Origin of the sequence: Brevibacillus laterosporus LMG 15441 (genome assembly GCF_000219535.2) — a bacterium.
GTDB classification, from domain to species: Bacteria; Bacillota; Bacilli; order Brevibacillales; family Brevibacillaceae; genus Brevibacillus_B; species Brevibacillus_B halotolerans.
In genome coordinates, this window is sequence record NZ_CP007806.1 from 3,148,758 (window position 1) to 3,170,134 (window position 21,377).

The 21,377-nt window shown below is 41.2% G+C and carries 21 protein-coding genes; 5 read left to right on the forward strand and 16 right to left on the reverse strand.

Annotated features, from left to right (window positions below; translation table 11 throughout):
• Positions 1 to 34: 34 nt before the first annotated feature.
• The 6 genes from BRLA_RS13450 to BRLA_RS13475 form a co-directional block, all read right to left on the reverse strand.
• Complete coding sequence (locus tag BRLA_RS13450; RefSeq protein ID WP_003336076.1) at positions 35 to 1,255, reverse strand: branched-chain amino acid ABC transporter substrate-binding protein; 1,221 nt, start codon at positions 1,253 to 1,255, stop codon at positions 35 to 37.
• Between the two features lie 66 nt (positions 1,256 to 1,321).
• Entirely contained in the window at positions 1,322 to 2,119 is a 798-nt protein-coding gene (locus BRLA_RS13455) for an ABC transporter ATP-binding protein (protein WP_003340428.1), read from the reverse strand.
• 5 nt (positions 2,120 to 2,124) lie between these two features.
• The gene (locus tag BRLA_RS13460; RefSeq protein WP_003336074.1) at positions 2,125 to 3,036 is read right to left on the reverse strand and encodes an ABC transporter permease; all 912 of its coding nucleotides are present in this window, start codon (positions 3,034 to 3,036) and stop codon (positions 2,125 to 2,127) included.
• Positions 3,037 to 3,070: 34 nt separating this feature from the next.
• Positions 3,071 to 4,069: an ABC transporter substrate-binding protein gene (locus BRLA_RS13465; RefSeq protein ID WP_051876160.1), complete on the reverse strand. Its 999-nt coding sequence runs from the start codon at positions 4,067 to 4,069 to the stop codon at positions 3,071 to 3,073.
• A 165-nt stretch (positions 4,070 to 4,234) separates the two neighbouring features.
• On the reverse strand, positions 4,235 to 4,558 hold the full coding sequence (locus BRLA_RS13470; protein WP_003336072.1) for a thioredoxin family protein: 324 nt from the start codon (positions 4,556 to 4,558) through the stop codon (positions 4,235 to 4,237).
• Positions 4,559 to 5,047: 489 nt separating this feature from the next.
• Positions 5,048 to 5,281, reverse strand: a complete 234-nt coding sequence (locus BRLA_RS13475; RefSeq protein ID WP_003336071.1) for a hypothetical protein — start codon at positions 5,279 to 5,281, stop codon at positions 5,048 to 5,050.
• Positions 5,282 to 5,435: 154 nt separating this feature from the next.
• Between BRLA_RS13475 and BRLA_RS23765 the strand changes: the two genes are divergently transcribed.
• Positions 5,436 to 5,552 (forward strand): YjcZ family sporulation protein, encoded by a 117-nt coding sequence (locus tag BRLA_RS23765; RefSeq protein WP_099421450.1) that lies wholly within the window; start codon positions 5,436 to 5,438, stop codon positions 5,550 to 5,552.
• Positions 5,553 to 5,759: 207 nt separating this feature from the next.
• Here BRLA_RS23765 and BRLA_RS13480 read toward each other — a convergent pair whose 3' ends face one another.
• Complete coding sequence (locus BRLA_RS13480; protein ID WP_003336070.1) at positions 5,760 to 7,361, reverse strand: acetate--CoA ligase; 1,602 nt, start codon at positions 7,359 to 7,361, stop codon at positions 5,760 to 5,762.
• Between the two features lie 165 nt (positions 7,362 to 7,526).
• On the opposite strand from BRLA_RS13480, the gene BRLA_RS13485 reads away from it, so the two are divergent.
• The gene (locus BRLA_RS13485; RefSeq protein ID WP_003336068.1) at positions 7,527 to 8,924 is read left to right on the forward strand and encodes an amino acid permease; all 1,398 of its coding nucleotides are present in this window, start codon (positions 7,527 to 7,529) and stop codon (positions 8,922 to 8,924) included.
• 125 nt (positions 8,925 to 9,049) lie between these two features.
• Here the strand turns inward: BRLA_RS13485 and BRLA_RS13490 are convergent, their stop codons facing one another.
• From BRLA_RS13490 to BRLA_RS13520, 7 genes are all read right to left on the reverse strand, one after another.
• The gene (locus BRLA_RS13490; protein ID WP_003336067.1) at positions 9,050 to 9,385 is read right to left on the reverse strand and encodes a hypothetical protein; all 336 of its coding nucleotides are present in this window, start codon (positions 9,383 to 9,385) and stop codon (positions 9,050 to 9,052) included.
• 17 nt (positions 9,386 to 9,402) lie between these two features.
• On the reverse strand, positions 9,403 to 10,533 hold the full coding sequence (gene mnmA, locus BRLA_RS13495; RefSeq protein WP_003336066.1) for a tRNA 2-thiouridine(34) synthase MnmA: 1,131 nt from the start codon (positions 10,531 to 10,533) through the stop codon (positions 9,403 to 9,405).
• Positions 10,534 to 10,735: 202 nt separating this feature from the next.
• Positions 10,736 to 10,948: a small acid-soluble spore protein Tlp gene (tlp, locus tag BRLA_RS13500; protein WP_003336064.1), complete on the reverse strand. Its 213-nt coding sequence runs from the start codon at positions 10,946 to 10,948 to the stop codon at positions 10,736 to 10,738.
• Positions 10,949 to 11,262: 314 nt separating this feature from the next.
• Entirely contained in the window at positions 11,263 to 12,450 is a 1,188-nt protein-coding gene (locus tag BRLA_RS13505) for a hypothetical protein (RefSeq protein ID WP_236867785.1), read from the reverse strand.
• A gap of 345 nt (positions 12,451 to 12,795) precedes the next feature.
• The gene (locus tag BRLA_RS13510) at positions 12,796 to 13,365 is read right to left on the reverse strand and encodes a DNA-3-methyladenine glycosylase I (RefSeq protein ID WP_003336062.1); all 570 of its coding nucleotides are present in this window, start codon (positions 13,363 to 13,365) and stop codon (positions 12,796 to 12,798) included.
• Positions 13,366 to 13,524: 159 nt separating this feature from the next.
• Entirely contained in the window at positions 13,525 to 13,905 is a 381-nt protein-coding gene (locus BRLA_RS13515) for a RidA family protein (RefSeq protein ID WP_003336060.1), read from the reverse strand.
• 33 nt (positions 13,906 to 13,938) lie between these two features.
• A complete protein-coding gene (locus BRLA_RS13520; protein ID WP_003336059.1) occupies positions 13,939 to 15,273 on the reverse strand; it encodes a CoA-disulfide reductase in 1,335 nt (444 codons plus the stop codon).
• Positions 15,274 to 15,472: 199 nt separating this feature from the next.
• On the opposite strand from BRLA_RS13520, the gene BRLA_RS13525 reads away from it, so the two are divergent.
• Positions 15,473 to 16,177, forward strand: a complete 705-nt coding sequence (locus tag BRLA_RS13525; protein ID WP_003336058.1) for a YjjG family noncanonical pyrimidine nucleotidase — start codon at positions 15,473 to 15,475, stop codon at positions 16,175 to 16,177.
• Between the two features lie 96 nt (positions 16,178 to 16,273).
• On the opposite strand, the gene BRLA_RS13530 is transcribed toward BRLA_RS13525, so the two are convergent.
• Positions 16,274 to 17,569 carry an L-cysteine desulfidase family protein gene (locus BRLA_RS13530; RefSeq protein WP_003336057.1) on the reverse strand — a complete coding sequence of 432 codons (1,296 nt, stop codon included), beginning with the start codon at positions 17,567 to 17,569 and terminating at the stop codon, positions 16,274 to 16,276.
• A 17-nt stretch (positions 17,570 to 17,586) separates the two neighbouring features.
• Positions 17,587 to 18,276, reverse strand: coding sequence for a helix-turn-helix transcriptional regulator (locus BRLA_RS13535; protein WP_003336056.1), 690 nt, complete (start codon positions 18,274 to 18,276; stop codon positions 17,587 to 17,589).
• A gap of 274 nt (positions 18,277 to 18,550) precedes the next feature.
• Between BRLA_RS13535 and BRLA_RS13540 the strand changes: the two genes are divergently transcribed.
• Both BRLA_RS13540 and BRLA_RS13545 read left to right on the forward strand, forming a co-directional pair.
• Entirely contained in the window at positions 18,551 to 19,576 is a 1,026-nt protein-coding gene (locus BRLA_RS13540) for an ABC transporter substrate-binding protein (protein ID WP_003336054.1), read from the forward strand.
• A 131-nt stretch (positions 19,577 to 19,707) separates the two neighbouring features.
• The gene (locus BRLA_RS13545; protein ID WP_003336053.1) at positions 19,708 to 21,360 is read left to right on the forward strand and encodes an AraC family transcriptional regulator; all 1,653 of its coding nucleotides are present in this window, start codon (positions 19,708 to 19,710) and stop codon (positions 21,358 to 21,360) included.
• Positions 21,361 to 21,377: the final 17 nt, after the last annotated feature.

Sequence of the window (21,377 nt, forward strand, 5' to 3'; positions counted from 1 at the left end):
ATATTACACCTGGGTCCTTATCCATGTCAATAGATTATTTTGCTTCACCTTCAAATTTCTTTGAACCGCCTGCATAGGTATAAATAAACACCTGCGCATTCTTATTGTCACCTTTATCATCGAAAGAAACATGTACAAACTGTCCTTTAAAATCTTGTGTTTTGTGAATGGCTTCGAATACTTGAGCACGAGTTGGCTTTTTGTTGCCATTCGCTTTAGCCGCCTCCTCAATGCCATTGATAGCTACAGCCATGGCATCGTAGCCAAACGAGGTAAATATCCCCAGCTTTTTGCCTGTTGAGCCTTCAAATTCCTGTATCCATTTCTTCCCTTCTTCTGTTGCTTTTACGTCACCAACAGTGGAGGTAAACACGATACCCTCTGCTGCAGGTCCCGCAATTGTAAACATTTCAGCAGAATCAAGACCATCAGCGCCCATAAACACGCCGGTAAATCCTTTTTCCCGCAACTGCTTAATTAAAATTCCTGCCTCTGCATAATAACCGCCAAAATAGACCATTTCCGGCTTCTTCGCTAACACTTGGTTCACCACTGCACTATAGTCCTTCTCACCAGCAGTCAAGCCTTCAAAACCTAGAACGCTAACACCATCCTTCTCAAATTGCTTCTTTACTTCATTGGCTAAGCCTTGGCCGTACGCTTGTTTATCATGAATGACCATTGCATTTTTTACATTCAAGGTATTTTTTGCATAAATAGCCGCTTTTCTTCCTTGTTCGTCGTCGCGTGCACAAATACGATGTGCTACTTTTTTACCTCCCTCAGTAAATTCCGGCCCTGTTGTAGAAGGCGATACCATGACCAAACCAGCTTTTTCATAAGCTGTTACAGCAGACAAGGATGAACCCGTAGTCACGTGACCTACAACCGCTACTACGTCGTTGTCGTTAATCGCCATTTGGGCGTTAACAACACCTTGTTTAGGTTCTGCTTGGTCATCTAAAGGTTTTAATTCAACGTTAAGGCCTAAGTCTTGTAGTTCCTTCTGCTTTAATTTTAGTGCATATTCGGCACCTGCTTTGGCGGAGTCACCATAATCTGAAGCTGAACCTGAGAGCGGACCAACTAACGCAATCACAATCTTGTCTCCACCTGCTGCGCCACTTCCTCCCTCACTCCCCTTCTGCTGTGAAGTGCCTGATGTCGCATTATTCCCGCCAGCACACCCTGACAAAGCTGCTCCAGCCAATAAAATTGAAGATACGATTGCAAGTGATTTTTGATTTACTTTCATGTCTTGTCCCTCTTTCGTCATTTACTTGGTTGAATATTACGAATATTTAAAAATATAAAGAGCGGCTTATGCTAAAATGTATCGATCTTCTGAGAAAGCTTCTCCGCCTCTTGCCTCCTCAAACGCCTGTAGTAAGTCCTTTGTTGTCATTTGTGCTTTCGTCTCTTGGGGAAGGTCCAAAATAATCCTCCCTTCATGCATCATGAATAATCGATTTCCCATATGCAGGGCCTGTTCCATGTTATGAGTAACCATAAGCGTAGTCAATTTGTTTTCTTCCACTATTTTTTTGGTCAAATCAACAATTAACTGAGCCCGTTTTGGGTCCAAAGCAGCTGTGTGTTCGTCCAGCAGTAATAATTTAGGATTGATAAACGTAGCCATCAGCAAGCTCAACGCCTGACGTTGTCCACCAGATAGAAAGCCAACCTTGGTTTTCAAACGATTTTCTAATCCTTGGTCTAATATTTTCAGCTTCTCTTGAAAAAACGTTCTTTTTTTATTGGTTACACCCAGTGAAAGCGTACGGTGACGACCACGAGAATAAGCGATAGCCAAGTTTTCCTCAATTGTCATCTGTGGAGCTGTACCTGCCATTGGATCTTGAAATACTCGTCCAATCAAAGCGGCTCGCTTATGCTCCCCCTGTTTCGTTACATTCTGCTGATCAATAAAAATACTTCCTGTATCAGGGAGGATTCCACCAGATATCGTATTCATCAAAGTAGACTTTCCTGCTCCATTGCTACCAATCACTGTCACAAAATCCCCATGTTCAAGTTTTAGATGTATGCTGCTAAGGGCAATCTTTTCATTTACGGTATTTTGATTAAACACCTTGGTTACATTGGTTATTTCTAACACGATCATTACCCTCCTTTCACCGTTCTGCCTATTTTCCAAACACCCTTCATGATGTTCGGTAAAATTAGGGCAATGATTACAATAATTGCCGTGATCAGCTTCATATCGGACGCAAGGAAACCCTGCCGCAGAGCAAACGCAATCACCAGTCGATACACGATGGAACCAAGAATGACTGCGAGCGTAAGTCGCATTATACTTTTTGTCCCAAACAGCACCTCCCCGATAATGACGGAAGCAAGTCCGATGACGATCATTCCAATTCCCATCCCTACATCAGCAAAGCCCTGATATTGCGCTACTAAAGCACCAGAAGCAGCTACCAGCGCATTTGATAACGCCAGACCTATAATCGTAGTCGTATCTGTATTAGCCCCGAAGCTACGGATCATCCGATCATTATCGCCTGTCGCTCGAATATCTAGTCCCAGGTCTGTATGCAAAAACCAGTCCAACATTAGCTTTACAATCAACACCATGATGAGAAATACAATAGAACTCGCTACTGAGACACCATAGATTTGAAAGTCAAATATGGAGACTGCCTGGGCTTTCGTATAGAGTGTTTCCTCTCGCAACAGTGGTATATTTGATTTTTTCCCCATGATCCGTAGATTGATTGAATATAATGCAATCATGGTTAAAATACCTGCCAGAAGGCCATTTATTTTTCCCTTTGTCGTCAGAACCCCAGTAAATACACCAGCAATCGCGCCACCTGCCATGGCAAGTGCGGTTGCTAAAAATGGATTCATTCCGTCTACAATAAGGGTAGCTGCAATAGCTCCTCCCATGGCAAAACTACCATCCACCGTTAAATCAGGAAAATTCAGAATTCGAAAGGTTAAAAAAACGCCCAGTACCATGACTGCGAAGAGTAGTCCTTGTTCAATTGCTCCAACGATTGCAATGTTCATTGTTTCCCCCTCTTTAACTCCCTCTGTCAATTGCTTATTGATCAAAGGTTTGTACAGCTTTGTCTATGAGATCCTGCGGTAATGATATGCCCATTTTTTCGGCTGCCTTTTTATTAATGACCAGCTTCATTTCCTTTTGGGATTCCACTGGCATATCGCCCACCTTCCTTTCTCCCTTAAGAATTTTAGTAGCCATATCTCCTGTTTGCGCACCGAGCAGGCTATAATCAATACCAAAAGTAGTAATGGCCCCACTCTTTACGGAATTCTCTTCTCCAGCGACCACAGGAATTTTTTGTGCTTCCGCAACACTCACAACTGCTGAGATAGAGGCTACTACCATATTATCTGTTGGCACATAAAAGGAATCCACCTTACCTACCATAGACTCTGCCGCTTGCTTTACCTCAGTTGGATTTGTGATAGCAGCTTCTATGATCGTTAGCCCTAACTTTTGAGCTGCCTCTTTCGCTTTATCTACCTGCACTTTTGAATTGACTTCCCCAGCGTTATAGATTACACCTACATTTTTTGCATCTGCTTTTACTTTTTTAATCAATGATAATTGCTCTTCTACGGGATTCATGTCTGTGGTGCCAGATACATTGCCACCTGGTTTATCCATTGATTGAACTAATCCAGCACTTACTGGATCGGTCACTGCGGTAAACAGAATAGGGATATCTGTGGTAGTTTGTGCTACTGCTTGTACAGCAGGGGTACCAATAGCAAGAATGAGATCAACCTTGTCGCCAGTGAATTTTTTGGCTATTTGAATCGCCGTATCCATATTCCCCTGTGCGGATTGAAGATCATATGCCACCGTTTTATTTTCTTCAAAACCATTTGCCTGCATTTTGGCTATAAATCCATCCCTCGCAGCATCTAAAGCTGGATGTTCGATTATTTGCACAATTCCGACTTTAATGACTTTAGATTCATTTGTTGCAGATTGAGCTCCAGAATTTGCTCCGTTTTGGTTGCTAGCTGGAGCTGTGCCAGTCTGACTACAGGCAGTTGCAATCAAAAGCATTAGGATTGAAAATAGGGCCAAAACGAACCTTGCCTTACTTAATTTACCTTTCACACAGAATCCCCCTTTACCTTCTACAAGTAACGATATACGTAACTATGTTACCATTAATCATTTATATTTTGAAGAGTTAGAAAATTATTTTATCGGGCTTTTACCCGATTCCTATTGAAATATAGAAAGTGATTGTAGCCAAGAATATAGATCTGGTACGGATTCAAAGGCATACTTTCGTGCTACTTCTCTATCACGCTGGTAAATAATGAGACATGGGACACTGGTAATTTTCCAGTCTTGTGCCAGTTTTTTATGAGTATTAATATTAACTCGGTAAAACACTACTGAAGGAAAGAGCTGTTCTAGCATCGTCACCATCTGACTAGCAATTTGACAGGTTCCACACAGCGGCGTATACAGATAGAATATCGAGTATTCTGTGTGTAATAAATCTACTTGAATTACCTTTTGGACATCGATGATCTCTTTCACGTTACCTCTCTTCCCCTCCTTGGCAGAATAAATTCCTGCTACTTGCATTTCTAAGTATACGCTAATCCAGCCATAACGCTTTGCAAAGATACTGGGTTGTATGTAGGATTTGCTCTTCTATTTATAGGGTTGTTTATTAATACTGGATCATTTCAGCAGTAATAACAATAGTTGGATTTCTGACAATGATATTTTATGGCGAATAGAAAAAATGATAATACCCGTTCTCGTTTGAATTAAACGGAGCAAGAATATTGTTAGCCCAAAAATCAATGTGGTCACAACGTGGTTATCTGCCTTACATTGTTGTCACAAATCTGCTCTACTGCCACTTCGTGTTGGTCTTTTCAAATAATAAAAGTACACCACTCCATAAATAAGTGGTGTACTTTTATTATTTCACAACATGATAGACAAGTTTTTACATGAAATAGCCACATGTACTACCACATGTCCTAAATATTATAGAATAAGAGTGGTTTTTCTCGTTTACGGCAAAGAAATCAAGTCCAATAGCTTCTTGTTACGAGCTTCACGTTCGCTTTCTTCTGCCAAGTCGTATTTTTTAAGCGCATGAAACAGTCCGTTCAAAGTCGATTGAGGCAGCTCCTTTTGTAAAAATACATGTATCTGCTCTGCCAATGCTTTCGGTAAAAAAGTCTGTTGATCCGCCCATTTTTGTAGGACATCCGCCTGACTGTGATCTAGCTTGCATTCCCCCATATTCATTGCCTCCTTCTTATTTTCCTATCCTTACCTTAACCTGTTTCCGCCCAAGCTTCCATCTTTTTGGGCGCAAAAATTTTATTTCCTCAATAACCATCCACCCATTTTTGACATATTGATATAGGGCAGAGACAAAGGAGGGTGATATAACATGTCAAGTATCTTTGGTGGTAATGGTTGTGGCGATTTCTCTTGTATCCTAGTGTTGTTTATTCTTTTGGTGATTATCAGTTGCTGCTGCTTCGATAATTGCAATTCTCGCTGCTAAGCACTGAGACACCCGAACTGGAAATGGTCTACCTCGTATAGGAGCTTATATATCACGGCAGACTTATATCCATCACTAATCCTAGGTAGCTATGAACCTAGCCATTTCCTAGGTGAGTTAGATCACCATCTCAATATGTGATTTACAGCGAAGTAAAAAGACGCCACATTAATGGCGTCTTTTTACATATTTCCTGTATTAATTTGTTCACTCTGACGACCTTTCATTTTGACGTAGCTCTAGCCTTCTGATTTTACCGGAAGTAGTTTTGGGCAACTCGCTGACAAACTGAATTTTACGTGGATATTTATATGGGGCGGTCAAGCTTTTTACATGCTCCTGTAATTGTGTAATCAATTCATCAGACGCTTCCACCCCTTGTTTTAATACAATAAAGGCTTTTACAACCTGTCCGCGATCTGGATCTGGACTAGCTACGGCTGCGCATTCTGCAACTGCTTCATGCTTTACTAACGCATCCTCTACCTCAAACGGTCCAATCGTATAGCCAGACGAAATAATGATGTCATCAGAACGCCCCTCAAACCAAATATAGCCATCCTCGTCCTGTCGACCTTGATCCCCCGTTACATACCAGTCACCCCGAAACGCTCGCTGTGTCCGTATGGAATCATTCAAATACCCTTTAGATAAAGCAATCATTTTGCGATCTACTGCAATATCTCCCACTTTTCCTGTTTCCAATTCATTGCCTTCCTCGTCAATAATCGCGATTCGCACCGCTGGAGAAGGTCGTCCCATCGAGCCTGGACGCGGTTCCATACCAATAAATGTACCTACCAGCAAAGTATTTTCCGTTTGCCCGTATCCGTCTCGTACAGTCAGGTTGAAGGTCCTGCGAAACGTATCAATGACTTCACGATTTAAAGGCTCACCGGCTGAACAAGCAGAGCGCAAAGCATTCATTTTATAATTTGCCAAATCAGGCATTTTCGCTATCAGCCTGTATTCCGTTGGAGTGGCACACATAACGGAAATGGGATATTTTTGTAACAGGGATAAATAGGTATCAGGTCTAAATTTCCCTTTATAGACAAAAGCGGTTGCACCCTTGCCTAATGTAGATACAAAAGGACTCCATATCCATTTTGCCCATCCAGGGCTTGCTGTGGCCCATACCAGATCATTTTCTTGAACGTCAAGCCAATAGGTAGCTGCGACAGCTAAATGAGCGAACGGCCAACCGTGAACATGCATAACACCTTTAGGCCCACCAGTTGTACCTGATGTGTAAGATAGGAAGGCAAGCTCATCCGATCCTGTCTCTACGCTCTCAGCTTCTTCTGCTACACCGACTAGGATATCAGTTAGCTCCTGCCATCCCTTCCTATGCTCCCCAACTGAAATAAAACAAGTTAGTGATTCACATTCCTCTCGAATATCATCAATTTCAGATAGCAGTTCCTTTGTAGCAATAATGGCTTTCGCTTCTGCATGGTTAGCACGATACGCAATATCCTTCCCCCTTAGCATTTCAGAGCCGGGTATCACGACAGCACCCATTTTTATCAGCGCTAAATAAATTCCATATGCTTCTATCCCCCGCGGCACTAACACAAGCACTTTATCATAGCAAGCAATTCCACAGCTTAGGAAAGCATTCACAAGCTTATTCATATAAATGCGTAATTGCTCGTAGGTAAGGATTTCTTCCTTTTCATCTTCTGAGACAATCACAAGTGCAGCTTTCTCTGGATGAAGAAGAGCATATCTCTCTACTTCAGATGCAAAGTTATACAGTGGCGGAATCTCAACCATTCCATGTTCTCGCAGCTTATCTGTTGACATGATAAATCCCTCCCTTAGATGTAACTGTTATTTAATAAGGAATTCTATTTATTTTCTGAAAATTCCTTTTTCCGAGACAAATATGTAAATATCCTGTTTGATTGCATAAATATTAATCATCTGCTATGATTTGTTCGTGTTTTTTGCAACATGGAGGGAACATCAATGACAACAAAAAAATGGGGAGCTTGGATGCTAACCGCCATTGTGGTAGGTAACATGGTAGGCTCAGGAATCTTTATGCTACCAGGTGCCTTAGCAAGAATAGCTAGCCCCTTGGCAGTCACCTTAGCATGGTTGCTTACCGGGTTTGGAGTCTTATTAATTGGGCTCGTCTTTGGTAATTTAGCAATTCGCCGACCTGATCTGACTGCAGGTCCACAGAGTTATGCCTCTGCCTTATTTCGAAATCAAAGACGGGGGAAAGTATTCGGGTTTACAATTGCTTGGGGTTATTGGGTGGCGAATTGGTCAGGAAATGTAGCGATTATCACAACATTTGCCGGATATCTTTCTACCTTTTTTCCTATCATGAAACAAACTAGTGTTTTATTTCAAATTGGCTCTTTTCCGGTTGAGACTGGGAAACTCATCACCTTTTTAGTCTGTACGATTTACCTATGGGGGACGCATTTCATTTTATGCCGTAACACTTTGGTAGCCGGTAGACTTAACTTCATGGCAACAGCCACAAAAGTGGTCGGATTTGTCTTTTTCATGGTTGCTGCTCTTTCTATTTTTCAATGGTCCATGATGGGGTCGTTTTATTATCCAATGCCAGTAGCTGGTTCTACAGTAGAGCATGGATTGCTTGAACAAGTCAATCTAGCGGCTATTTCAACGCTATGGGCATTTGTTGGAATCGAGTCTGCCTCCATTTTATCATCACGAGCTCGCTCCCAGCGAGATGTAAAAATAGCTACGATTCTTGGATTAGTAATTGTTGTCTGTATCTATGTTTTAATTACATTACTGACCATGGGTGTGCTCCCTGTCGAAGCACTGCGTCATTCAGATAAACCGCTAGCAGATGCACTCGTTGCTATTATGGGACCTGCCGGGGGCATTGTCTTAGCACTTCTAGCGATTTTTTCCCTAGTTGGGACAACGATTGGCTGGATTTTAGTTGGTTCGGAGGTATCCTATCAAGCGGCACAAGCAGGGATGTTTCCTAAAATCTTTGAAAAAACGAATCAGCATGGAAGCCCAGCTCAAGCCTTATTGATTACTAATTTGTGCACACAGCTCTTTGTTTTTTCCACCATTTCCAATACGATCGCAGGAGCCTTTACCTTTGTCATCACGGTAGCAACTCTTGCTTATCTGATCCCGTATATCGTATCTGCCCTCTTTCAATTGAAGCTGGTTTATACGGGAGAAACCTATCGTACGGGTGAAGCACGAGCTAGGTTATTGGATGGTTGCATTGGAATTTTAGCAACGCTCTATTCAATGTGGGTGATTAAAACAGGTATTGCGGATTTAGAAACCCTTTTACTTGGAATAGGACTTTTCTTTAGTGCTATTTTGATCTACCCTTTTGCTTTTAAGAAAGCAGTTTGATATAGTCCAGAACAATAGCTCAAGACTTCATCGTTATATAGAAAAAAGCAGGAAGGAGTTTGTGCTCCTTACCTGCTTTTTCTGATTATCCTCTTATGTTTAGCTACTCTCGAATAGAAGTTGCCCTATTCCTTCTCCTCTGGATAAATCCACTCTTCTGGTTCACGAATAATAGACAGCTCATTAAAGGCTCGATAATAGGCAACATAGCTTTTATTGGCTTTTTGATATTCTACCTGATAAATCGTGTTACCCTTATTACTTTTGTCAAACGGGCTTTTTTCCAGCGGTATGACAGTGGCAGAAGTAAGCTGCCCGCCACGCTGGGCTATCTTCTGCTGGATTGTATCTATATTCGCGTCTTTTGCTTGTCTAAATCCGAGGAATGCCGCAATAACTGCTAGTACGCTTACAACCAAAAATCCGATGATCAGCAGTTTTGATTTCTTTGTACTGTCCATCCGGTTCCTCCTTGCGACTAAGCTTGTGCGTTTGCTTTTGCCGCTTCCTTCGCATCTATATATACCTTATCAATGGTACCGCCGCCCAAACATTCTTCTCCTTGATAAAAGACAACTGCCTGCCCAGGAGTCACTGCTTTTTGCGGTTCAGCAAATTCGACCTTGTAGGTATCTTTTTCTATCCGCCGAACCGTAACCTGCTGATCCGGTTGACGATAACGGAATTTAGCCATGCAGGTAAATACTTCTTCTTTTGGTTCATCACTTACCCACTTCACTTGTTCAGCGATCAGGTGTGATGAGTAAAGCCAAGGATGGTTTGAGCCTTGTCCGACAATGAGAACATTTCTCTCTAAATCCTTGTCAACAACAAACCAAGGTAGTCCTTCTCCTGCTCCTCCTCCAATGCCAAGACCTTGTCGTTGTCCTAATGTGTAATACATTAAGCCATCATGGTTACCGATAACCTCGCCATCTGTAGTTTCAATTTTACCTGGTCTTGCAGGCAGATAATTTTGGAGGAACTCACGGAAATTACGTTCACCAATAAAGCAGATGCCTGTGCTGTCTTTTTTCTTAGCTGTAGCAAGTCCTGCTCGATCAGCAATTTCACGCACTTGTTTTTTGGGTAAATGACCAATCGGAAACAAGGTTTTAGCTAATTGATTCTGACCCAATTGATTCAAAAAGTAAGTTTGATCTTTATTTTCGTCAACGCCTCTTAGCAATTTATATTCACCATCACGTAGTTCCACACGCGCATAGTGACCCGTTGCTACATAGTCAGCGCCCAAGTCCATGACCTTATTCAAGAATTCACCGAACTTAATTTCTCGGTTACACATTACATCTGGATTAGGTGTTCGTCCACTTTTATATTCATCTAAAAAATAAGAGAATACCTTCTCCATATATTCCTTCTCAAAATTAACTGTATAGTAAGGTATACCGATTTGGTCACATACACGGCGCACATCATGATAATCCTCTTCTGCTGTGCAATGACCAAATTCGTCCGTATCGTCCCAGTTCTTCATGAAGATGCCGATAACGTCGTAGCCTTGTTCTTTGAGAAGCAAAGCGGTCACGGAAGAGTCAACCCCACCGGACATCCCGACAACGACACGTGTATCTTCAGGTTTTTTCATGTTAAATCTCCTCTCTGCACCAACAAACTTCCTATTTCCATCATAACTGATATTCACAATAAGAACGATTGAAAATAAGTTTATTATACTAAAAATAAAAAGGAAAGGGAAATGATATACAAGTAAACAGAATTCTATATAAAAAGACCGCAGTACGCTTGGCACTAACGGTCACTCGATTACACAAAAGGGATATGTCTTCTTATTGCAGTTCGTCTTCAATCTCGGAACTGAAAGAATCAATACTGTTTTCACGACGAGCATTTTTATTTTGTAGATCGGAACGCTCTTTATTGGAGATTTCGTCTTCATGTGCTTTCAGGTAATCCTTTGTCTGACTAATATTTTGCTGTGTGTTTGCAATCATTTGTTTTAGCTTTGCAACATTGTCGGAACGATCGTCTGGTTTCGCCATAGATATTCTCTCCTCCTAAATAAATTGCTAGAATATCATATATTTTTTTCCAAAAAGGAGATTTTATTCATATCAACAGGAAATAACTTTCTATCTGCATACCTGTTTTTAGGCTTAAAACGCCCGAATATTCGAATTTCAGACGTCCTACTTTGTTCTGTTATCACCCTCGTAGCCATATTGCTATTGGTTTTTACATTTTTTCACATCTTTTAACTTCTTGTGGTTCAATCTATCACAAGCTTCTCCATTTCATCATAAGGAGTCTGAAACCTCCGAAATGGCATAGATCTAACTAATCTTAGCTTAGTTAACTAAACAGATTCGTTGGCTGCCTGCACCCAAGCCAAGCGCCTTTCATTTACTAGGCTATAATTATAATAATATAAACAGTTTGCTCCCTCTTCTACCGCAGCTTTTACTTTCTCTATCAAATCTCCCTTTGTTTTCGTTCGTTGATGGTGCAGAGAAAGCGCAACACCAATCTCCTGTTTGGGATCATGTAATTGTAGATTTTCAAATCCGTATCGCAGGGAGTCAGTCTGGTCACCATACATTAAAGGAACAAAGCGATCGACATGGGGGGCAAGATTACGTAACGACACTCCTTCTAAAAATGACTGGTTTACAGAGAACGGTGTCGAGGATGGAATGTAATCTATTTTTACCTGATAACGTCCTGCGATTTCATGCAAGCTAGCAATCAGGTCTGTAGTGATTTGTTCTCGGGATTGTTGATAGGCATACAATTCAGGATAAGAGAGCATCAAATAAGCAATTTGGCTACCTTCTTCTGGGAGCGGTCCGTAATCTTTGGATAACATCGGTTGTAGCAAGCGTTTGGACAATTCTTGTACAGCATCTCCATCAATGCCTCTCTCCGTCGCAATTCGTTTACATGCTGGGCAGAAGCAAAGCGAAAGTAACCATTGAGCCGCTTCACCTACATGCAACAAATTTATCTCATGATGGCCGCCATGCTTCATCATCATAAAAGAGGTTGCTTCTACCGTAATCCGATCTGGTTGAACCTGAATTAACGTATCTTCAAATAAAGCCTCTATATACTCCTTTACGTCTGGCTGAGCTGGACATAAGCTGTATGTAAATCTATCTCTCCATACATTTTGTACACATAATTCAGGAAATTGGCTACCTATTGCAGAATTATGCACCCCTACCCACCAGGTATGAAAGTGCATATTTTGCTTCCGACAGGCTTCCCTCATCCGTGGAAACAACTCCTCCTTCGCTAACGAGCGATGTACGACTGGCTGGACTCGACCATAGCGTGTCGGATCGGGCCTAAAAAATACCCCTGCGTGCGGCACTTGTAGAAACTGTTCTGTTTGGGATTGAAAAAACCGTCCCTGATGGTAGCTACTATTTAGTACCACCGTATCGCATCCTATTCTTTGCATATCAGATAAGATACGCTCTGTGCCGATTTCATAAACCGTCCATGCATACATAAACATCCCTTTTTGGATTGAAGTAGCCAACCTGCCTCCCCCATTTCGCTGATGTTCTTACTCTTGATCTTGAAAGTCTTTATACAGATTCATACTGTCTGTAGTAGATTAAATGCCTTTTAGGAGCATATTTCAACCGGATCAAATGAGTGGCTAGTTTTCCCGCACTGTCATTCACTAGAAACAATGCCTTACCCCATTACACCTACTCCCGCGACCTCTTCTCTATTCAACATATGCAAGTCCCCCTCTCTTCTTTCATTATAAAAGAGAATCTCTTATCAGAGCACGATTTGATCGAATTTTCACTAAATAGTTGCATCTGTTACTAGATGGATATGTGATTATCCATCCTAACAGGAAGTACGGCTTTCATTATTCTCTGGCCACTTGCTTACGATAGCAATGACAGTCTACAACGTGATCATTTACCATTCCAACAGCCTGCATAAAGGCATAACAGATGGTAGAACCTACAAACTTAAACCCTCGCTTCTTCAGATCCTTACTTAGTTTGTCACTAATTTCTGTAGTTACCGGAACGTCTTGTAGACTAGAAGGATGGTTTTGGATAGGATTTCCGTCTACAAATGACCATATGTATGTGCTAAACGATCCAAATTCATTTACAACATCAAAATAAGCATTGGCATTGGTAATAACAGCTTGTATTTTAAGCTTATTTCTTACAATCCCTTCATTATTCATTAGTTCTGCTATTTTCTTGTCATCGTAGGCAATAATTTTTGATGGCTCGAATTGGTCAAAGGCTAGACGATAATTTTCTCTCTTTTTTAAAATGGTGTACCAGCTAAGTCCTGCCTGAGCCCCTTCCAAATTTAAATATTCAAAGAGTAACCGATCATCATAGACTGGGACGCCCCATTCTTTGTCATGATAATCAATATACAAGGGGTCTTGATTTACCCAACCGCATCTATTCATCTGCTTTTCCTCCTTAATTATCATTTACCGAACAAACGTTCCTTTTCTGTAAACCTATCATATCGAATGTTAAACCTGTAAGCAAGATGTAATGCTAAAAAAGCACCCTTGCTCAAGATCTGCAAAGATGCTTTTCCTAATTTATCTACTACACTATCCTTACTCAACGACTGCAATCGCTTCAATCTCAACTAGTGCGCCTTTAGGCAAGGCAGCAACTTGTACGCAGCTACGTGCAGGAGCGTCTTTTTGGAAATATGTATGATAAGCCTCATTCACTTTAGCAAAGTCGTTCAAATCCTGAACAAATACAGTCGTTTTTACTACCTTCTCTAAGCTTGTCCCCGCTTCTTCTAAGATAGCCTGCAAATTTTTCATCGCTTGATGGGTCTGCTCTTCCACTGTTGCAAATAGGTCTGCCGTACCTGGCTTAAACCCTAATTGACCTGAAGTATACACCATGCCATTTACTTTAATTGCTTGTGAGTATGGTCCAATCGCTTGAGGTGCTTTTTCGGTATGAATAACTTGTCTGTTCATAATTGATCCTCCCCTAGATTTTCTTCTCTTTGCTTATTCTGCTACGTTCCCCGCTATATTAAGTACATCCCATGTTCGTGAAAACGGTGGAGAGTAACATAGATCAAGCATTCCTAACTCTTCTGTTGTCAGCTTGTTGTAAATAGCGGCTGCAAGCACATCAACTCGCAGGACAGCTCCTTGTTCCCCAACGATTTGTCCACCAAGAATGACCTTTGTCTCTGCATCATAAATCAGTTTAACATGAATGTCTACCTGACCAGGATAATAATGGGTCTGATTTTTGTCACGAATCAGGATTGTGTTATAGGAGAGCCCTAGCTCCTTTGCTTCCTTTTCTGAAAGTCCTGTACGCCCCGCTTCCAAATCTAGTACCTTTATGCAGGCAGAGCCTAATGTTCCGGGAAAATGACTATTGAGACCCACTAGATTTTCGCCTACAATTCGTCCTAGCTTATTAGCTGTGGTAGCTAACGGAATGTAGACTTCTTGTTTTTTGACCAAATGATAGACCGTTGCACAATCCCCAGCGGCATAAACGTCTGGAAGAGAAGTCTCTCCATGCCCATTAATGACAAGCGCGCCATTTTCCAGCATCGTAATCCCTGTATCTGTAAGAAACCCCGTGTTCGGACGCACACCAGTGGCTATCACGACAAGATCAGCCGGATATTGACCTTGATCCGTTATAACCCCCTCTACCTCTATTTCTCCGACAAACCCCTGCACACGTTCCTTTGTATGTAAAAGTACACCTTTACGAAGAATTTCATCAGTCATGATATCGGTGATTTCTTCATCAAATGTTTCAGGAAGAACTCGGCTATCTGCTTGAAATAACCTCACCTCTTTCCCTACATGCAGCATAGCTTCCACGACTTCCATTCCAATATAGCCCCCGCCGATGACCACTACTTGCTTGTATTCAGGCTTCATGACCTTTTCTTTTAGAGCTACACCATCCTGCATACTTTTTAGCGTGAAAATGTTCACAAGGTCTTTGTTATCAAACGGTGGTATAACCGCAGACGCTCCTGTAGCAATCATAATCTTGTCATATTGATCACCAAACTCCAGGCCCGTTTTTAAAGACTTCACTCGGATGGTTTTTGACTGTGGATGTAATGCCATCACCTGATGCTTCGTATGCACTATAATTCCCGAATCGGCAAATTGCTCCTTCGTACGGGCAATCATTTGATTGGGATTCTCAAAAAAATTTCCTACAAAATAGGGTAAACCACATGCGCCAAACGATACCTCTTCGGTCATTTCATAGACAACAATCTCTGCATCTGCATGGATTCGCTTTGCTTTCGCTGCTGCACTCATACCCGCTGCAACTCCACCAATAATGATAATTTTCATCCACAACTCTCCTTTTGTGTGTAATAGGTTCTTTATCTAGGCTCAAAGGGATTCTAACAGCTAGCATTGCCACCTAAGGTTGAGTGCATCCATGTATTTCTTTGTTCTACCCCTATATCTGGTAAGATGATTTTGTAAATACTGAAATAAAAAGTGCTATACTAAAAAAATAATGAATAAGAAAACGAGGGGAAATTTTTTGAAAAATTATCAAACCCTGTTATTTGATGTAGATGATACACTCTTAGACTTTGGTGCAGCAGAACGCTCAGCCCTACAATTACTTTTTAAGGATCAAAACCTTCTTTTAACGCCTGAGATCGAAGCGCATTATCAGCACATAAATCAGGGTCTATGGAGAGCCTTTGAGGAAGGGAAAATAGGTCGAGATGAGGTCATAAACACACGCTTTTCCATTCTATTCAAGGAATATGATCAAGAGGTGGATGGAGTCTTATTGGAGCAGAGCTATCGCAGCTACTTAGAAGAGGGGCATCAGCTTATGAATGGGGCCTTGGAATTGATAACAAAGCTTCACAAGCATTATGACTTATATATTGTGACAAATGGTGTTTCCAAGACACAGTATAGACGCTTACGTGATAGCGAATTATATCCACTATTTAAGGGTATTTATGTTTCGGAGGACACTGGGTTTCAGAAGCCTATGAAAGAATATTTTGATTATGTTTTTGCCCAAATCCCTAATTTCTCTGTTGAAAAAGGCTTACTGATCGGGGATTCTTTAAACGCGGATATAAAAGGCGGACAGCTAGCCGGGCTTGACACATGCTGGTTCAATCCCGGCATGAAGCCAAATCATACGGAATTTGTGCCAACTTATCAAATCCAAAAGCTTGAAGAACTATATCAAATCGTTAGAATCAACTCTGCCATCCTCTAACTTTGATTCAAAACGAAATCTCTATACAATAAAAAACCTATCATGTAATCCATATCTTGTCACATAACCACCTTAAGATTACATGATAGGGCCTATTTATTTCTTCTGCTTCTTAACCATCATCTCTAGCATCAGCTCATCCATTTTACCTGAGCCTTCATTGCCTAGACGGCAGAAGTTGTCGATCGTTTTTTCTAAGCCATCATCAATAATTCCATTTGTTCCAGGTACCCCGATCCCCTGTGACGCTAACAAGGCAGATTGTACGGCTGCACCTGTACAAGTAGACACTTTCATTGCACAGCCTGCTTTAGCCCCATCACACAGCATACCTGTTACATTCCCAATCGTATTTTGAATGGCAAAAGAAATTTGATTAAGATTACCACCGAGTAGATACGTAATTGCCGCAGCCGCGCTAGCTCCCGCAACCGTTACTCCGCATAATGCAGATAATCTGCCAAATTTTGATTTAATCCAAATAGCTAATAAATGGCTAAAGGTAACGGCTCGAATCATCTGTTCATCGGATGATCCCAATTTATCTGCAACCGCAACCACTGGCATTGTTACGGAAATCCCCTGATTCCCACTGCCTGAATTGGACATTACAGGTAACATAATCCCAGCCATCCTTGCATCTGAACCTGCGGCTGTTACTGACATGGCATGCGTAATTAAGTCATCGGATAATAATCCCTTGGCAACATTATCCTTGAGGATTTTCCCTACCTGTAATCCGTAGTTGTTTTTTAGTCCCTCCATGCAGATTGCTCGATTTAGCTCAATGCTTTGCTTGACCAGAGTCAACTCATCAAGAGACACTTCCATAACAAATTGATGGATACTATCTAGCGTCAGGGTTTCACATATGTCTTTTTCTTGCCCGCCCTGCTCATGATAGTAGTCGCATTCCTTTTCAAATATAGTAGCTCCATTTACTTCAATCCGTCTGATTTCTGTATGCATATCTTCGATGATTACTTTGGCATAATCAGAGGACGAGTGGACAGTGACTTCAATATATAACTTTTTGGGCGTGTCTGCTAACTGAATCGTGACATTGCCAGCTTCAACGAATTCAAGTGCCTGTTGTTCAAATTCGGGTCCTACATTCTTCAACACTTCTAGCTTTCGTTCATGATCGCCTGCCAAAGCACCCAATGCAGCCACAAAATCAATCCCGGTTTGTTTCATGCCAGGTATTCCAACTGCCATAGCATTTTTCATCACATTCGCACTAATTGTTACATCAATAGAGGTAATGGCGGCTTCCAGATAACTTTTGGCGACAGAGGTTGCCCAAGCAATAGCTACAGGCTCCGTACACCCAAGAGCAACAACCAATTCTTTTTCTAATAGCTGTACAATCTTTTTGCTCATATCTCTCATAGCCGTCTTCCTTTTCGTTAAAGTAAATCCTTCTCTTCTTCCTTGATTTTTTGCAAGTACCGGTAAATAGTTGGTTCTGAGGATTTTAATTGCTTGGAAATCGCATGTACACCGCCTTTTAACTGAAAAGCACCTTGATGGTACAATTTTTTCACAATCTCCATTTTCTCCTGTACCGTCATCCGCTCCGGTGGTGTTGGTAGATCCATCATCGTATGGTGGATCATACTAGCAAGTACATCCTCTGCCTGACCATGCAGGTGCTCCGGCAGGTGTTCTGCATCTCTGCGTCCTGTATGCTCTACCTCTTGCGGCTGCTCCCCGATGTGTAAAAAGCTATCGATCCACTCTTTTGCTTTTTCAAAATGTTCCACATCCGAATTGACACACAGCACACCGATTAGCTCATTTGCTTGATTCTTAATAAAATAGCTCCATGAGCGAAAAACCTTCCCATTTTTACCGTATGCCTTATAGTTTGCAATAAATTCCTTTTTTAAATAGGTCTTATCCTGTAGTACCTGTAGCACCAGATTCGTGGGTGCGTCTCCTACTTTTCTTCCACTAATATGCCCATTCTCAATCGCGATAATAGAGGTTTCCTGCTGAGACAAGTCATGTAAAACTACCTCTGAATGCTTGCCAAGAATGGAGGCGATAAAGGAGACAAGTGGAACATACATCTGTAGAACTGCTGTATTCTGCATGCTGTATTTCTCCGTTTTCCATCATTGTTAGCGTTAAAAAAGATAATAAGATTTTATCATCACAATAATATTTTTTCTACATATTTTGATCCTCAAAACTGTTTAAAGATGCTGTAAATACACTTCCCCTTCTCTCTTTTGCACAAAATAAAATACGCATCTTAGGTTTGTCCATTGAGTTACTATAAATCATCCTTTATGATTCTTTTAGTAGATGATAATGATAATCATTACTTTTGAAATAATATGTACATATGCTGGAGGAACGTATATCATGATCCAAGTCCGAAAAAATATCGTAAATTTGTGTATGATTGCGATGATTGGAGCTGTTGTAGCGGGGTGTGGCGGCCCTTCGGAAGCGCAAAAAAGCAGTACAGAGCAACATTCGACGCAAATCAATCAAACAAATACACCACCTACCTCTTCTGATGTTACGAAGCAGGATACGAGAGGCACAACTGTTTCAACTCGAAAATTTACAGATTATAAGGGGCATTCTGTGGATATTCCTGTTGAACCACAACGCATTATTTATCATGGAGAAACATTGAGTGATTTATTGGCCCTACAGATAAATGCTGTTGGTACATCCTCCGAATTCTTTTCAAACACCGTTTATGAAGATAAAGTCAAACAACATACTGTAGATGTTGGATTTCCGATCAATCTTGAACAAGCGTTGGGTCTTGAACCAGACTTAATTATTCTTGCAAGTACAGACGAGAAGGAATACGCACAGCTTTCTAAAATCGCGCCTACAGTTATGTTCGATACCTTCGCACCGTTAGACGAGCGTATCACTTTATTAGGCAGTATCGTTGGAAAAGAGCAGCAAGCAAAAGAATGGCTGGCTGATTACCATGCCAAAGCTGATAAAATGTGGGATGAGCTGCACAAAAATGGGTTAGGAAATGACGAGACTGCTTCTGTGTTCACCTATTATCCCGGCAATCGCTTATTTGTTATGGCAAGTACAGGGCTTTCACAAGTGCTATACCAGCCAAATGGCTTTAGACCAACCGCACCAATTCAAGAAATTTTAAACAATAATACTGGATTTAAAGAAATTTCTATGGAGCTTCTACCGAAATATGCCGGTGATCGGATTTTTATTCTCACTCCTATCGCTGATGAAGCGAAAAGATCTACAGAGGATTTACTACAATCAGCAATGTGGAAGGAGCTACCTGCCGTAAAACAGGGGCATGTCTATTCCCTTGACATCGTGAAATCAGGTAGTGACGCTTTAACAAGAGAATGGCTGGTAGAAAAATTACCTAAGCTACTAAAAAAATAAAGTGGCCCTCCTTAAAAATATGTGAATAAAATACATGAAGAAGCTTTTCAAAGATGATTGAAAAGCTTCTTTTCTTTTTATACAATGAAACACAACTGATAACAATTCTCACCAAAGAGGAGGAGAACAGAATGACTCAGCTTACATCTACTTGTGTTCCACTCCGTTCCTTGCTTTTTCATCTGTCAGCTATTGAGATGATTAGTAAGCCAGTAGGATGGAAGTCCGAAATGGAAACCTCTCATTATCATACCCTTTTCATTTTTAGTAAGGGAAAGAGCACCGTACATATCGGCACGGACGTCTTTCAATTATTGCCTGAAAAATGCTATTCCCTTCCCCCAGGGAGTAAGGTTCAGATTGAAAATGGATACGATAGTGAAATTCAATTCTATCAGATTACGTTTACCGTAATTCAAATAGGTGAATCCCAGCATACCACTTATTCTGGCAACATACTGCCTGACAAACAAGAAATAACGGTATACCCATTCTCACGTTTACATCGTCTCGCCGAAGCGTTATATGCGGGAAACGGCCATTCTTCCGAGCTTGAATGGTTTAAACAGCATCTTTATTTTCAGGATTTGCTAGGCTTTCTGTTTGAACATACTCTTCATTATAATCAGTCGTTTCATTCCACTCTCTCGGTAGAAAACACGATTCATTATATGAAACAAAACTATATGGACAACATTACAGTTAAACAGCTTGCCCAGCTAGCTCATGTAGCTTCTTGGAAATACACAACGATCTTCCAGGAATTAACAGGAAAGAAACCACTAGACTTTTTAACCGAGCTACGCATTAACCATTCGAAGGAATTATTAACTCATACCAACAGTCCCCTGCGCGATATTGCTTCCCAAGTCGGGTTTTCAGATGAGTATTATTTCAACCGCCGCTTTCGCCAAATGACGGGGATTGCTCCGAAGCAGTATGCTCTGATGATGCGGCGTGGGAAGGCTATTAAGGACTGGACAGGTCATGAGGTTAATATTCCCACACATCCAAAACGCATCATTTATCATGGCGAAACATATGGGGATTTGCTAGCTTTAGGCGTGAAGGCTGTCGGTGGAGGTTATGTTTTAGTGGATCACCCCATCTATAAAGATCGGGGAATTGAAGTACAAGATATCGGCTTGCCTATTAATCCTGAAAAAACGATGGCTCTCAAGCCTGATTTGATTATTTTCGCTAATGCTGACGAAAATGAATATAAAAAAATTTCCCGAATTGCCCCTACGGTTACTTTTAATTCATTTGCGCCACTTGCTGAACGTATTCAAACTCTCGGCAAAATATTAGATAAGAAGAAAGAGGCACAAAAATGGTTAGACTGGTATGATACAAAAGCTACTAGCATGTGGCAGCAGCTACGTTCAAAAATACCCCCCGGAGAAACCGCCTCCGTCTTTCTCTATGAACATGGCAAGCATTTGTATGTCATGGGGACTACAGGTCTTTCATCAGCACTTTATCATCCACTGGGCTTTCAACCAGTACCCAAAATACAAGAAATCCTGGATTCAGGTTCAGGTTTTATGGAAATCTCGGAGGAAGACTTGCCACAATATGCTGGTGATCGGATTTTCATGCTTTTATCCACTAATTCAGAGTCTAGACAAGCTACCGCTGAATTAATGGACACCTCTTTATGGAAAAGCCTCCCAGCGGCTCGCAATGGATACGTATATCTGGCAGAAGCAGAGAGATGGAATTATGCAGATGCGCTGACAAGAGAGTGGTTGCTGGAAACTCTCCCCCAGCTCATTGTGTAGTTAGCTCTAGTTTTTTA

What these genes read in the sequence shown, in the direction of transcription:
- BRLA_RS13450 (WP_003336076.1), bottom strand. Translation starts at nt 1,255, where the DNA reads ATGAAAGTAAATCAAAAATCACTTGCAATCGTATCTTCAATTTTATTG.
- BRLA_RS13460 (WP_003336074.1), bottom strand. Translation starts at nt 3,036, where the DNA reads ATGAACATTGCAATCGTTGGAGCAATTGAACAAGGACTACTCTTCGCA.
- BRLA_RS13465 (WP_051876160.1), bottom strand. Translation starts at nt 4,069, where the DNA reads ATGCTTTTGATTGCAACTGCCTGTAGTCAGACTGGCACAGCTCCAGCT.
- BRLA_RS13475 (WP_003336071.1), bottom strand. Translation starts at nt 5,281, where the DNA reads ATGGGGGAATGCAAGCTAGATCACAGTCAGGCGGATGTCCTACAAAAA.
- BRLA_RS23765 (WP_099421450.1), top strand. Translation starts at nt 5,436, where the DNA reads ATGTCAAGTATCTTTGGTGGTAATGGTTGTGGCGATTTCTCTTGTATC.
- BRLA_RS13480 (WP_003336070.1), bottom strand. Translation starts at nt 7,361, where the DNA reads ATGTCAACAGATAAGCTGCGAGAACATGGAATGGTTGAGATTCCGCCA.
- BRLA_RS13485 (WP_003336068.1), top strand. Translation starts at nt 7,527, where the DNA reads ATGACAACAAAAAAATGGGGAGCTTGGATGCTAACCGCCATTGTGGTA.
- BRLA_RS13490 (WP_003336067.1), bottom strand. Translation starts at nt 9,385, where the DNA reads ATGGACAGTACAAAGAAATCAAAACTGCTGATCATCGGATTTTTGGTT.
- mnmA (WP_003336066.1), bottom strand. Translation starts at nt 10,533, where the DNA reads ATGAAAAAACCTGAAGATACACGTGTCGTTGTCGGGATGTCCGGTGGG.
- tlp (WP_003336064.1), bottom strand. Translation starts at nt 10,948, where the DNA reads ATGGCGAAACCAGACGATCGTTCCGACAATGTTGCAAAGCTAAAACAA.
- BRLA_RS13510 (WP_003336062.1), bottom strand. Translation starts at nt 13,365, where the DNA reads ATGAATAGATGCGGTTGGGTAAATCAAGACCCCTTGTATATTGATTAT.
- BRLA_RS13515 (WP_003336060.1), bottom strand. Translation starts at nt 13,905, where the DNA reads ATGAACAGACAAGTTATTCATACCGAAAAAGCACCTCAAGCGATTGGA.
- BRLA_RS13520 (WP_003336059.1), bottom strand. Translation starts at nt 15,273, where the DNA reads ATGAAAATTATCATTATTGGTGGAGTTGCAGCGGGTATGAGTGCAGCA.
- BRLA_RS13530 (WP_003336057.1), bottom strand. Translation starts at nt 17,569, where the DNA reads ATGAGAGATATGAGCAAAAAGATTGTACAGCTATTAGAAAAAGAATTG.
- BRLA_RS13535 (WP_003336056.1), bottom strand. Translation starts at nt 18,276, where the DNA reads ATGCAGAATACAGCAGTTCTACAGATGTATGTTCCACTTGTCTCCTTT.
- BRLA_RS13540 (WP_003336054.1), top strand. Translation starts at nt 18,551, where the DNA reads ATGATCCAAGTCCGAAAAAATATCGTAAATTTGTGTATGATTGCGATG.
- BRLA_RS13545 (WP_003336053.1), top strand. Translation starts at nt 19,708, where the DNA reads ATGACTCAGCTTACATCTACTTGTGTTCCACTCCGTTCCTTGCTTTTT.